This window comes from Sediminibacterium sp. FW305-C-49, from assembly GCF_058231085.1.
The window spans coordinates 667,274-680,675 of the sequence record NZ_JBIQXS010000002.1; the positions used below are offsets into that span (position 1 = coordinate 667,274).

Annotated in this window: 8 protein-coding genes; 4 read left to right on the plus strand and 4 right to left on the minus strand. The window is 40.2% G+C overall.

Translation table 11 applies throughout. The features are described 5' to 3' along the window. The first annotated feature begins 61 nt into the window (after positions 1–61). Positions 62–484, plus strand: a complete 423-nt coding sequence (aroQ, locus tag ACH3Z1_RS10370; protein ID WP_490821861.1) for a type II 3-dehydroquinate dehydratase — start codon at positions 62–64, stop codon at positions 482–484. Between the two features lie 35 nt (positions 485–519). After that, positions 520–2,058 (plus strand): ArnT family glycosyltransferase, encoded by a 1,539-nt coding sequence (locus ACH3Z1_RS10375; protein WP_490821862.1) that lies wholly within the window; start codon positions 520–522, stop codon positions 2,056–2,058. Here ACH3Z1_RS10375 and ACH3Z1_RS10380 read toward each other — a convergent pair whose 3' ends face one another. The 4 genes from ACH3Z1_RS10380 to ggt form a co-directional block, all read right to left on the minus strand. Next, positions 2,059–6,657, minus strand: a complete 4,599-nt coding sequence (locus tag ACH3Z1_RS10380) for a hypothetical protein (RefSeq protein ID WP_490821863.1) — start codon at positions 6,655–6,657, stop codon at positions 2,059–2,061. It lies immediately after the preceding gene. Positions 6,658–6,946: 289 nt separating this feature from the next. Continuing rightward, on the minus strand, positions 6,947–7,525 hold the full coding sequence (nudK, locus tag ACH3Z1_RS10385) for a GDP-mannose pyrophosphatase NudK (RefSeq protein WP_490821864.1): 579 nt from the start codon (positions 7,523–7,525) through the stop codon (positions 6,947–6,949). A gap of 9 nt (positions 7,526–7,534) precedes the next feature. Continuing rightward, entirely contained in the window at positions 7,535–8,080 is a 546-nt protein-coding gene (locus ACH3Z1_RS10390) for a DUF1572 family protein (RefSeq protein ID WP_490821865.1), read from the minus strand. 21 nt (positions 8,081–8,101) lie between these two features. Next, on the minus strand, positions 8,102–9,823 hold the full coding sequence (gene ggt / locus ACH3Z1_RS10395) for a gamma-glutamyltransferase (protein ID WP_490821866.1): 1,722 nt from the start codon (positions 9,821–9,823) through the stop codon (positions 8,102–8,104). Positions 9,824–9,947: 124 nt separating this feature from the next. Here ggt and ACH3Z1_RS10400 point away from each other — a divergent pair, with 124 nt between their 5' ends. Together ACH3Z1_RS10400 and ACH3Z1_RS10405 are read left to right on the plus strand one after the other, a co-directional pair. Then, a complete protein-coding gene (locus ACH3Z1_RS10400; RefSeq protein WP_490821867.1) occupies positions 9,948–12,446 on the plus strand; it encodes a M14 family metallopeptidase in 2,499 nt (832 codons plus the stop codon). Positions 12,447–12,498: 52 nt separating this feature from the next. Beyond that, a complete protein-coding gene (locus tag ACH3Z1_RS10405; RefSeq protein WP_490821868.1) occupies positions 12,499–13,365 on the plus strand; it encodes an alpha/beta fold hydrolase in 867 nt (288 codons plus the stop codon). Positions 13,366–13,402: the final 37 nt, after the last annotated feature.

Here is a 13,402-nt window from a genome sequence, read left to right on the forward strand (position 1 = left end):
ATTAAGAATGGCCATGGATCAGTGTATGATCTGTGGCCGTTTTTTTTAGTAACTTCGGTAGATGAAGATTGCCATTATCAATGGACCTAATTTGAATTTACTTGGTAAAAGAGAGACTGATATTTATGGAAACATGTCTTTCGATGAATATTTTTCTTCCTTACAGTTGTTATTTCCCCAGGTTCAACTTACTTATTTTCAAAGCAATATTGAGGGGGAACTGATTGATGAAATTCAAAAACTAGGATTCAGTTTTGATGGCATCGTTCTCAATCCGGGTGGGTATACACATACATCAGTAGCATTGGGTGACGCCATTGCTGCGATTAAAACACCGGTGGTAGAAGTTCATATCAGTAATGTACATGCACGTGAGGAATTCAGAAAGTTATCGCACGTTTCAGGAAAATCGGCAGGAAGTATCATTGGTTTAGGATTGAAAGGGTATGAGCTGGCCATTCTATGGCTGCTGGGTAAATCCTGATCTCTTGGTACGGTCTTTGCATTTTCAGCAACATCATGTATCAATCATATAGCAGAAAAGTTTTTTGGCTGATTGTCATCAGCACCATTCTCAAGTTACTGGTTGCAGGATTCCTGGAACTGGGTAACGATGAAGTGTATTATTGGACTTATGCGATACAACCAGACTGGAATCATTTCGATCATCCGCCAATGGTGGGCTGGCTTATCAGAATGACTACATTGAACCTATGGTGGGTTAATGAAGTAACAGTTAGGGCCGGAGCTATTATTTGTGCAGCACTCTCCACCTGGATCGTTTTTAAATTGGGTAAACTGCTCGACAGCGAGAGGCTGGGATGGCTTGCTGCATTGATTTATACCCTATCTGTTTATACAGGTTTTATAGCAGGCCTGTTTATTCTTCCCGACTCTCCTCAGATGTTGTTTTGGGTGGCTTCCTTATACCTGATGGCGTATATCCTGTTAAAACGGGAAGAAGAAAACCTGAGTATCTGGTTATTGCTTGGCTTCACCATTGGTCTTGCAGCATTGAGTAAGGTACACGGGTTGTATTTGTGGGCAGGTTTTGGAGCTTTCCTATTGTTTACAAGAATACAATGGTTAACCAACTGGCGTTTGTATGTGGGTGTACTGGTAACGCTCATTTGTATCAGCCCAATTATTTATTGGAATATTACAAATGATTTTATCACTTACCGATTTCATTCAGCCAGGGTTACGAATACCAGCCTGCAATGGGATATGTTGGGTAGAGAAATAGCAGGGGAAGCATTATACCAGCACCCTTTTCTTTTTATATTGATTTTATTATCCCTGTTTGGTATTGTAACAAATCGTATTCGTTTTGCCAGAAAACGTATCAGGAAATGGCTATTGTGGATGAGTATTCCCATGATTATTTTATTCTGGGGCATTTCATTGTTCAATCCTACTTTGCCACATTGGGCGGGACCGGCTTATATTCCGCTGTATTTTATGGCTGCCATGTATCTGCAGCAACGTACAAATAAAAATTTTCCACTGTGGATACAATCCTCTTTTGTGTTACTAGTAGTGATATTGACGGCAGGAATTATTCTTGTTCGTTTTTCACCAGTAAACTTTGGTAGCCAGCAAAAAGAAAATTATGGGGAATACTGTCCAACACTTGATCTTTCTGGATGGCGTAACATGAGTTTACAGTTTGATCAATTATACAAAGCCGATATGGCTTCCGGGCATATGGATAAAGATGCTGTTTTGCTCACCCATAAATGGTTTCCGGGTGGCCATCTTGAATTTTATACGGCAAGAAAAAGCAGTATAAAACTGATTGGTATTGGTGAATTACAAGACCTTCACAAATTTGCATGGCTCAATAAAGATCGTGGCGATTTACAGAAAGGAGCGGATGCGTATTATATTCTTGCTTCGAATCTGCCTTATGATGTAAAATCCAATCTTGGAAAATATTTTAGCAGCATCGAGGAGCCTGTCATCATCAACCAGGTAAGAGCAGGAAAAGTGGTTCGTTATTTTTATGTGTACCGTTTGAGAAATGCAGTTCAAACCGTTCCCTCATTACTACCTTAATTATTGTTTTCCACCTGCAGTTTGTGTGCTGTCGGTTGGCGATTTGAATTGAATATCTTGTGGTTTAGTAGCAAATAAGTTATCGAAATCTTTCCGATAGGAGATGCTGGCGCCAAAACGGTTGCGTCTGCCGATTCCATTTCCAGATATATCAAGGCTGTTTTTACTAAACAGGATGGCTCTGAGTTTACGATCTTTAGAAAGAATGAATTCAATATTCAAGTCGGGTAGCCATTGTAAAGCCCCATTTGTTACAGCTGTTGAATTCCCTACATTGAAATCAAGATCACCCCCAAAAGTTATTTTCATTTTATCCTGGAAGAAGCTCTTGCCTAATCTGAAATTCACTCTTGATCTGTCAATGGAGTTGGAATTAATGGCGCCGCCAACTGGGCCACTACCATTGGTAATTTCATTATTACTGTACCATGATGTTCCCAAATCAAAATGCAGACTTTTATCTCCCGTTAACTTATACAGAAAATTAGAGAACATTTTATTGATCTCTTTGGTTAATATTTGAGAAAGCGTATTGGCACCAATAGTAGTAAGTGAGTTATTGGCGGCATTTCCACCACCATTTCCTACGCTTGGTGGTGCAAACGTGTTAAACACAATCAGAAAAGAAACCTGTTTAAGGATTTCATTTTCATCTTTCTCCAGTCTGGTAATATATTGCGACAGTTCATTATCGCTTTTAACCGGACTTCCCTGAGGAAAATCCAATTTGAAACTGATATCCGGTGCATTTAGTTTGCCACGTAAAGCAGCAATTACATATACCTCGCCACGATAACCTTTTGCGGTGCCACTCACATTAATATTAGAGACAAGATCGTATAATGCAATTCTCTCAGCAGTGTACTGTGCATCTATACGTATGTCAGCTTTAAAAGGATCACCCGTCCATTCTATATAGTTGCCTGCATCCGGTTTCAAAATAAATGGCTTTCTGATAACGGACTGGAAATTGAAATCATAGTTTCCTCTTTCAATATTATATTTACCCCGGATACTTAAGGGCTCCGTTGTGCCAGCCCTTATTCTTAAAGTGCCATTACCTGTAGCTTTGATTACATCCCCGGTAAGATCATCCAGTATCACATCAATCTGTGCTTTATTAGTAGCAGTCAGGTTAAGGTCAACAGATAAATTAAAACCTGATTTCTTTTTTTCATTTACCATCTCTGTACCATATTCCTTAAACACAATAAAGTCGGCACTGCCACTTTCCCTGCTGATGGAATTAGGAATATAGATGTGTGAACTATCTGTTGATGTAGCTTTAAGTGTCATCTTTGCATTTGATTCTGGACCCTTTAAGGATAGTTCAGCACTTCCTATTGCTGTACCGTAAAATTGTTGGTTGTCTTTTAGCTTTGTATCAATTAATAAAAGTTGGGAAGTTTTAAGGTCAAAATCAAAAGCCATATTCTTAAAACCTTTTTCATACAGTTTTCCAGCAACAATTCCTGTATTGTTAAATTTATCCTTGATCGCAAATACTCCAAAATCAATACCATCGTCTTCGAAACGTATGTCTGCTGAATCAATGGTATAATATACCTGTGTATAATCAACTTTCAAACCTGCATTGAATAATTTTACCCTTCCTGACAGGGCAAGATTTGCAGCGTCACCGGCAATAGATAATTTGCCTTTTGCCTGACCAGACAAATCTGAAAAAATACCTTTGAGAAACTGGTTGAGTAAACCCACTTTCGTATCGTTAAGATTAATGTCTGTATTAAGTGGATTGCCAATGGAGTCTTTGAGGTTATAAGAACCTTTGGCAGAAAAATCAAATCCCGGATTGGGAGAACTGATATCAAAAGGAATTAAACCAGTTTTGCTGTTATAACCTGTTTTAATTTTTACGAGACCCACAGAGTCGTCATCCAACCTGAATTGTTCTGCGGTAAGCTCTGCATCTGCATTGAATTTTCCAAAGAAATCGCGTAATACAATTTCGCCACTGGTAATACCTTCCATCCTCGGACTTTTTACAAAAAGAGAAGTAAGGTCACCTAATACTACATTCCTGAGTTTTACCAGCAGGTTATTGGTATTACCGCCGTCCTCTTCTTCTGTTTCTACAACGATTTCCTGGAAGCCCTGTGTGAATTTTACATTTTCAGCCAATACAAAATTTTTCCTGATCACCAGTTCGCCTTCTTTTTCCAGGTTCCATTTTTTTGTATTGAGTACAAAGGAGGAGGGGAGAAACTGAATCCTTGCACCATCTGCCAGTGTATATACTTCTGCATTCAGATTGGCATCATTCAATGTATTGTCTGCACTTGTTTTTATGGAAACAAATGAGCGGTCATCCTGTGCCCTTACTGAAAATTTTGTACCCGGAAAACTAATGCTGTCACCTATCGTAATAGTGGTAATATCACCAGTGAGTGAAAGCGTATCAAGGTTTCCGCTACCTTTTAATTGGACTGCGTTGAAAGCATATTTGTCAATCTTACCAAAGGGGATATTAGCAGTTATTTGTAAATCATTGTTTCTTGTATCAATACTACCATAAAGGGAAGCATCATTAAAACCAGAAAAGCTTTTGCTTGCAATCTGCAAGTATGGTTCAATATAGTTGGTATTGATACGAACATTAAAGCGCTGATTTTGTGGAAGACTTTTGGGCTGTGGAACGTACACCGGATAATAATGGTGCAGAAAGGATTGAATGCTGGCAGGTAATTCAAGAATGCTGAACTGTCCTTTGATTTCTGCATTGAATTCATTACTGCCTACCCGTAAAATTTTAGTGCTGTCGTCCTGTACAGAAGTGATGTTTAAAGAATCAAAACTGATCTTTGTTGTTTCATCTTTTACAGCAGCATTCAGAAACTTGGCTGTGCCTAAGAAGTTATCAATGTTGGTTCCGGTAAAATTGGCATCTAATAAACCTGTTACTTCCAGATGGTCTTTAATAAAATGGAGTGCCTTTAAGTTAGATTGTACCAGGTCACCTACCACGTTAAAACTGGGCACTTCTTTCGAGAAATCAATTTCTACAGATGTGGTGAAATTCAGATTCGGATCGTCGATCTCCAGTTCACCTGTAAATGCTTTTTTCTGAAAAGTTCCATTGGTAATAATATTTGAATAAGTATAATTTTTGAATTCAAGGGAATCAATACTTCCTTTCAGTGTTGTTCTGATTTTATCAATCGCAAAACTACTACCCTCTATTTCTCCTTTGAAATTAACCAGCCCGAGTGAACTGGTATTTAAGAAACGACCAATATTAAAGCGCGTTGTTTCAAGATTACCCTTATAAGTAGGCTCTCCCTTGGATGGGAGTTTAAGACTTAAATTGGTTTTCAATCCTCCTAATTCCGTACTGAATACGCCAGTTGTTACAAAATTCTTTACTGTACCCTTAAAATTTCCCCTGTAAATCACATTTCCAAGTTCGGCAAGGTTGGGTTCTTTTATTTCCTTCAATGAAGGAATAAAACTAACCAGGTCATTGTAATTGGTAGACACTACACCATTGCTAAAACTGATTTGTGTACTGTTGATATCTGGCAAACCCTTCATAGAAAGACCGCCTGAAATATTGGTTTTATTTCCAATCCTCGCAAAGAGCCTGTCGATGTTGAAATTGGCAACAGTGCCTTTATAATGTCCGGAGAGATCAATATTCCGTTTCAATTGGTTGAGTTCAGGTGCGAAAAAGGCAATATCATCACTGTTGATTTTTGCTTCCCGGAAATAAGCATCCATCACAACCTTTTCTATATAGTCGCCAAAGTCTTTGTTGAAGTCGGTAAACTTCATGGCATAATAATTCCCGATCCTGCTTTTATTTGTTCTTAAGTCGAGGGAGGCAAGCTCCATGATCTGTGGGGTAAACCTGAATTTTGTCTTTAGCTTCTGTAACTGGAACCCGCTTCTGTCTTTGACAGATAGATCAATATCGGCACGAAGTGTGTCTTTTATAAATGATACCTGTTTGAGTGTTCCGTTTAATTTGCTTAACTGGATATGCGATCCGTCGAAATGGGCCAAAGGTTTTTGCTCATTGCCATCAATAAAGATGCGTCCGTTTGTCATCTGAAGCAGCTTTGCTTTGATGTGCATATTACCTGCATTAAACTGCAGGCCTGTATCATCGACTAATGATGGCTGCCTGTTTTTTCTTAAGGCATCTGGACGAAGTCCTTTAAAGCCCTGTATGGCAAACAGTGGTTGATCCAGTTTAATATCATCAATCAGGAAAACATTTTTTTTAAAATCAACCCTTTCGGCAGTTAATACCATGCTCGCTATTTCCAGCGTCATTTTCTCACCCACCCATCGGTCGTTTTTAACCAGCCTGATATTTTTTAAATCAATCTTTTTCAGATCGAGTTCCATGCCTCCACTTTTTTTATCTCCTGAAGAAGGGGAAGAAAAATGGTCAACGATATACTGGTAGTTCCAGACACTGTCTTTTCTGTTGAGTTTAATTACGGCATCTTCAAGACCGGCAAAACGCAAAACAGCCTTTTCTTTCAGAAAGAACCAATCGGTAATACGAACTTTCAGGCTGCCTGCATAGAGGAGTGTATCGCGGGAGCGGTCGCGCACCAATACTCCTTCCATATTCAAACGATTGAAAAGGCCGATGCTTACATGTTTAATCCTTACTTCTGTACCAAGTGATTTGGAAATTCGGTTGGTAGCTATGCCAACCAATGTATTCTGGACATAATCTGTTTGAATAGCGATAAAGATCAATAAGACCAGGGCAAGAATCACTAATAAAGTACGTCTTAATATTTTCAGGGTTCGCTTCAGAACAGAATGAGTTTATCACAAATTTAAAGAATACCGTTCTGAGTGCAAATTCGGTACCAAAGTCGTTAAAACCACGATAAATCTCTTTAATTCATCAGATTAGTTGATTCAATGCGGCATATTGGAGTAACATGATGGTTTTTCCATCTTTTATTTCGCCTGTTTCCATCATTTTCAGGGCTTTTGTAAAAGGAATTTCCAATACTTCAATATTCTCCTGTTCTTCAGCAACCCCGCCACCTTCCGATACTTTCATGTCTTTGGTGTAAGAAGCTACAAAAAAGTATAGAATCTCTGTTACCGATCCAGGCGACATATAAGCCTCAAATACTTTTTTTACATCGGATACTTTATAACCCGTTTCCTCCTCCGTTTCCCTTTTGATACAATCTTCTGGGTTATCCTGGTCCAATAAACCGGCACATGTTTCTATCAGCATTCCTGTTTCGTTGCCATTGATGAAACTGGGTAACCGAAACTGGCGGGTCAGTATTACTGTTCCCTTTTCCTTGTTATACAGCAAAATGGTGGCTCCATTTCCACGGTCATATGCTTCCCGCTGTTGTTTTTTCCAGGTGCCATTTTTTTCGAGCACTTCATAGTGAATCTTTTTGAGAATATACCAGTTATCGGAAAGAATTTCTGTATCAATAATCCGTACAGTAGGTTGCATGCAAATAATTTATTTAGCTGAATGTTGTTGTGCCTGTTTTACAGCATCAAGATATGATTGGCTACCACCTTTTGGAATACTTAATGATTTCCAGGAAGTATCACGAATCATTCTGCCGATGTAAACGATTTGTCCGACATGGTAAGGATAATGTGCCAGTTGCCTGAGCATGGCGTCATAAACAGTAAGAGGTTCAGTACGTATGGTTACTGTTTTTATAAGATCGTCTGGTTGAAGACCCTCGAGGGTGTTTAAAAGGCAATCCCAGCCTGCATTCCAGAAGGAGAGCAGGTCTTCTTTACTCATAACAGTAGTTTCAAATTCGGCATCACGTTTTCTCCATTCTTTTTCACCATCTTCTGTAAGGAAGTTGGTCCACCTGCTTAACATATTACCATACATATGTTGTATGATGACAGCAATACTATTGCTCTCACCAGTTGGCTGGTAAAAAAAATCTTTCTCCTCTAACTGTGCAAAAGTATTGTCGCCAAGCTCTTTATAGTATTTAAACCTTTTGATACAATCTTTTAAAAAACCGGATTCAAAATGCATAATCAATCATTCTTTGGAGGGTTAAAAACCGGCAACAGAATCATCGCCTCTTTTGTCGGCAACTGCTTCACGTAAACCATTGTTGAGAATACGTATACCTTCTGTTCTGCCGATGGGGTTTCTTTCTTTGATCTTGTATCCCATGGCTTCCAGTTGTTTCTTTGTTTCAGTAAGGAAATCTTTTTCTATGGTCACCTCATCCGGTAACCACTGGTGATGAAATTTCGGCTTATTGATGGCATTGTCAAGATCCATTTTAAAATCAATCAGGTTAACCAGTGCCTGGAATACAGAAGTAGGGATGGTGGTTCCTCCAGGTGTACCAATGGTCAGGTATGGCTTTTTATTTTTTAATACCAGTGTAGGAGTCATAGAACTCAACATCCGTTTTCCGGGAACAATGGCATTTGCTTCACCACCCAATGCCCCGTACATGTTGGGTACACCTGGTTTTACGCTAAAATCATCCATTTCATTGTTGAGTAAAAAACCGGCACCACCTACCACAGTTCTGCTGCCGTAGCCGCCATTTAATGTGGTGGTAACAGCTACCAGATTACCAAATGCATCAATCACGCTCAGGTGGGTAGTTTCTTCACTTTGCTGAATCAGTCCGGCTTTTGTTTGTGAACTGTTACCGGCTTTTTCAGGATGATAATCCTGCATACGTTTCGACAGATAAGTTTCACTGATGAGTGTATCAACAGGAACTTTCCAGAAATCAGGATCACCAAGGTGTTCGGCACGATCGGCATAAGCTCTTCTTTCTGCTTCAATCATTAACTGAACACTTTTAGGAGTTTGAAATCCGTAACTACTTACTGGGAATTTTTCAATCATCTTCAACATTTGCGCAATCAGGATACCGCCACTACTTGGCGGAGAAAAACTAATGATCTGATGTCCGCGATAATCAAATTGAATGGGCTCACGTAGTTTAGCCGTATAACCTTTCAGGTCATTATAAGAGATGATGCCTTTCCCTCTCTGCATTTCTTCTACGATCAATTTTGCGGTTTCACCTCCGTAAAATCCCTGTGCTCCATTTTTCTGCATACGTCTTAAAGTCGCTGCCAGTTCTTTCTGGATTAAAGTATCACCGGCTTTCCATTTTTCTGTTTTTACAAAAGCAGTAGTCCTCGTGTTGTATTTAAGCAATGATTCCCTGGTGCCATTCAGCGAAACGGCTTCTCTTTCAGAAATCACAAAGCCTTTTTCTGCCAGGTCAATGGCGGGTTGTATGAGTTTGGCAAATGGAAGTTTTGCATATGGAAGAGTGGCAAATAATCCCGCTACAGTACCAGGTATACCCGATGCGAGGTGTCCGTTCTGGGAGAGAGAAATTTTTGCATTCCCGTTTTCATCCAGGTACATATCTCTGTTAGCGGCAGCAGGGGCTGCTTCGCGGTAATCGAGACCAATCAGTTCTCCATCCCTTTTCCGGGCAAGTAAAAATCCGCCACCACCAAGGTTGCCGGCTGCAGGGTATACTACAGCCAAAGCTAATTGTGTAGCGATGGCAGCATCAAATGCATTACCACCCTGTTTCATCATCATAGCGCCCACTTGACTGGCCAATGGATGAGCACTGGATACAGCCGCCTTCTGGTAGCTTGCTTTTTTTACAATGCTATATTTATAAGGATCAATTGCTTTCCCCGCTCCAACAATTGAAGGAACGGATTGAGCAGTTACTGCAGTTGACAGAAGTAAAATGCCTGAAAAACGCCACCATTTTTTCATAGCAGAAAATTAACACTTTTGGTAGATAACTTACCCTTAAACAGGAACTGTCTGTATAAAAAAATGACAGAATCTTGCCAGATACCTCTATTCTTCCCTACTTTCACGACTCATTTATCGTAATATGAAACGTTTTATTTCTTTTTTATCATGTCTGTTGCTGGTATCCGCAACATTTGCGCAAAATGTACCTAGCCCTGAAAATTACCTGGGTTATAAAATTGGTACACGTTATACCCGTCACCACAAGATTGTGGAATATTTTAATGCTGTTGCCAAAGCAAGACCCGATATGGTGAAGCTGGAGCAGTACGGTCTCACCAATGAAGGCCGCGAACTGATGCTGGCTTTTGTGGGTACACCAGAGAATATGCAAAAACTGGAAGCCATCCGATTGAATAATCTGAGACTGGCTGGTGTAAGTCGCGATAAAGCCTCGCCAGTTTTGGAAGGTGCACCTGCCATCGTTTGGCTGAGTTATAATGTGCATGGCAATGAGCCTTCTTCTTCAGAAGCAGCATTGCTTATGATTCATGCATTAACCGATCCATCCAATACCAAAACAAAAGAGTGGTTAAAAAATACCATCGTGGTGGTTGATCCCTGTATCAATCCCGATGGCCGCGACCGTTATGTCAACTGGTTCAACTCAATGGTGGGCGACAAACTGAATGCACATCCCATGGCCAGAGAACATGCAGAGCCCTGGCCCGGGGGAAGAAGCAATCATTATAATTTCGATCTCAACCGTGACTGGGCCTGGCAAACACAGGTGGAAACACAACAGCGCTTAAAAAAATACAATGCATGGTTACCACAGGTACATGTTGATTTTCATGAACAGGGATACAATTCACCCTATTACTTTGCCCCGGCAGCCCAGCCTTTCCATGAAGTTATTACAACCTGGCAGCGCGATTTTCAGGAGTTGATTGGTAGAAATAACGCATCTTATTTTGATAAGAATGGCTGGTTGTTCTTCACCAAAGAAAGTTTCGATTTGTTATACCCAGCCTATGGCGATAGTTATCCTATTTATAATGGAGCAATTGGGATGACTTACGAACAAGGTGGTCATAGCAGAGGTGGTTTAGGTGTTGTTACTTCTGATGGCGATACACTTACGCTGGTTGACCGCGCCACACATCATTTTACAACTGGCTTATCTACTGTAGAAACATCGAGCAGGAATCATCAAAAACTGATGACTGAGTTTAAAAAATATTTTGATGATGGTCGCTCAGGTAAAATAGGTGAATACAAAACCTATGTGTTAACAGCATCCGATCAACACAAATTAAATGCAGTGATCAGTCTGCTTGAAAAAAATGGGATTGAATGGGGAACTGTAAGTAATAAAAACTTTAAAGGCTATAACTACTTCACCGGTAAGGAAGAAACTTTTGCGGATGAAGGATTTAATATCGCAGTAAGTGCGCATCAGCCCAAAGCGGTAATGGCAAAAGTACTGTTAGAGCCTAAAACCATTGTGAATGATTCAAATACGTACGACATCACTACATGGTCGCTTCCCTATGCATATGGCGTAAAAGGGTATGCAGTGAAAGAAAAACTGGATCTGGGTAACGACTGGAAACAGCCTGTAGTACAGTCAGTAAATTCATCTTATGGTTTATTGATTCCTTATACATCTTTTAATAGTGCCAAACTGCTGGCTGAATTATTAAAGAATAATGTAAAAGTGCGCTTTGCAGAAAAACCATTCAAGTACAGAAATAAAAATTATGATCGCGGTACGTTGATTGTTTTGAAAACAGGAAACGGAAATGTGAACTGGAATGCTGTTACCAATGCAGCTTGTGCAAAATTCGCCATACAGGCAGATGTAGTAGAAACCGGGTTCATGGACCAGGGTGCCGATTTTGGGTCATCCGATATTAAAAATATCAGCGAAGCGCCAAAAGTAGCATTGCTTACCGGCGACCAGGCTTCCTCATTAGGTGCAGGTGAAGTATGGCATTATTTTGAAAGAATGCTCGACTATCCATTAACACTGATCAATGGCGCAGACCTGGGTCGTATTAACCTGAAAGATTTCAATGTAATTATTGCTCCTGATGGATTTTTCCGCGCCTTTGGTGAAAAAGCTACGGCAGATCGATTAAAAGATTTTGTACGTGGCGGTGGTAAAATCATTGCATTGGAAGGGTCGGTTTCTGCCATGGCAACTGAGTGGGGACTGAAAACAAAGACTGATAAAGATGAAGAAAAAGGAGACTATCTGGATGTAAAAAAATATGGAGAGCGGGAGCGTAGTTACCTGCCAAACGCCATTCCGGGAGCCATCTTTAAAATGGACCTCGATAATACACATCCATTAGGATTTGGTTATCCTGACTTTTATTATACGCTGAAACAGGATGGCACTCTGTATGAATTTATGAAAGGTGGATGGAATGTTGGTGTGTTGAAAAAAGAAGGATATGTAACCGGAGTAGCCGGAACCAAAGTAAAAAATAAACTGAAAGATGGTATGCTGTTCGGTGTACAGAATATGGGATCAGGATCTGTGGTGTTCCTCACAGAAAATCCATTGTTCAGGAATTTCTGGGAAAATGGTAAACTTTTAATTGCGAATGCTGTTTTCTTAGTAGGACAATAAAATGGAAGGCCGTCCCGATTTAATCGGGACGGTTTTTTTATACACCTGCCATATGCCTAAAATCAGGATCAGAAAGATCATGAAAACAACAGGGATTGTATTGTTACTTATACTCGCTACCTGGGTAATTGTAGGGGAGAGTTGTATGAAATTCAGGATCAGTGATGAAGTGGCCATTGAAAGGTTTCATAAAGCAGGCGTGCCACTTACGATTCGCCGGTTGAATGTAAATCACCGCACACTCCATTATACCAAAACAGGAAACGACAGTTTCCCCAGCATTGTATTTGTACATGGTTCTCCGGGTTCATGGGATGCTTTTGAAGGATACATGAGAGATTCTGTATTGTTGAAGAAATACAGAATGATAGCTGTTGATCGCCCGGGTTTTGGGTACAGTGATTTTAAGGATGCATTGAATTTGCAGGATCAGTCATTGATCATAAACGCTTTGTTTGCAAAAGAGGAGAATGGCAAACCCGTATACCTTGTTGGTCATTCACTGGGTGGTCCGTTGATTGTTCAGATGGCAGTTGACAAACCCGGATATTTTGACGCACTGGTAATTCTCGCCGGTTCAATCGACCCCAAACAGGAACAACCAGAGAAATGGCGCCCTTTTTTAATGAATAATCCACTTAAATTCCTGGTGCCAGGTGCTATGCGCCCATCCAATGATGAATTATGGTACCTGAAAAAAGACCTGAAAATACTGGCTCCTCAAATGTCAAAAGTGCATACAAGAATATTTGTGGTACATGGCGATAAAGATGTGTTGGTGCCTTATGCCAATATGAACTTTGCGGTTAAAACCTTCTCCAATGCCCGTAGCCTTGATACACTTACCCTTCCCGGTGCCAATCATTTTATTCCCTGGAGCCATTACAAGGCGGTAAGGTCGGTATTGCTGAAGCTATAACCCTTCACCGATTTTTGTTTGAATGGTGTGGCATATG

Bases quoted from the DNA above. Each gene is read 5' to 3' on its own strand.
- aroQ (WP_490821861.1), top strand. From the start codon at position 62: ATGAAGATTGCCATTATCAATGGACCTAATTTGAATTTACTTGGTAAA.
- ACH3Z1_RS10375 (WP_490821862.1), top strand. From the start codon at position 520: ATGTATCAATCATATAGCAGAAAAGTTTTTTGGCTGATTGTCATCAGC.
- ACH3Z1_RS10380 (WP_490821863.1), bottom strand. From the start codon at position 6,657: ATGGAAGGAGTATTGGTGCGCGACCGCTCCCGCGATACACTCCTCTAT.
- nudK (WP_490821864.1), bottom strand. From the start codon at position 7,525: ATGCAACCTACTGTACGGATTATTGATACAGAAATTCTTTCCGATAAC.
- ACH3Z1_RS10390 (WP_490821865.1), bottom strand. From the start codon at position 8,080: ATGCATTTTGAATCCGGTTTTTTAAAAGATTGTATCAAAAGGTTTAAA.
- ggt (WP_490821866.1), bottom strand. From the start codon at position 9,823: ATGAAAAAATGGTGGCGTTTTTCAGGCATTTTACTTCTGTCAACTGCA.
- ACH3Z1_RS10400 (WP_490821867.1), top strand. From the start codon at position 9,948: ATGAAACGTTTTATTTCTTTTTTATCATGTCTGTTGCTGGTATCCGCA.
- ACH3Z1_RS10405 (WP_490821868.1), top strand. From the start codon at position 12,499: ATGCCTAAAATCAGGATCAGAAAGATCATGAAAACAACAGGGATTGTA.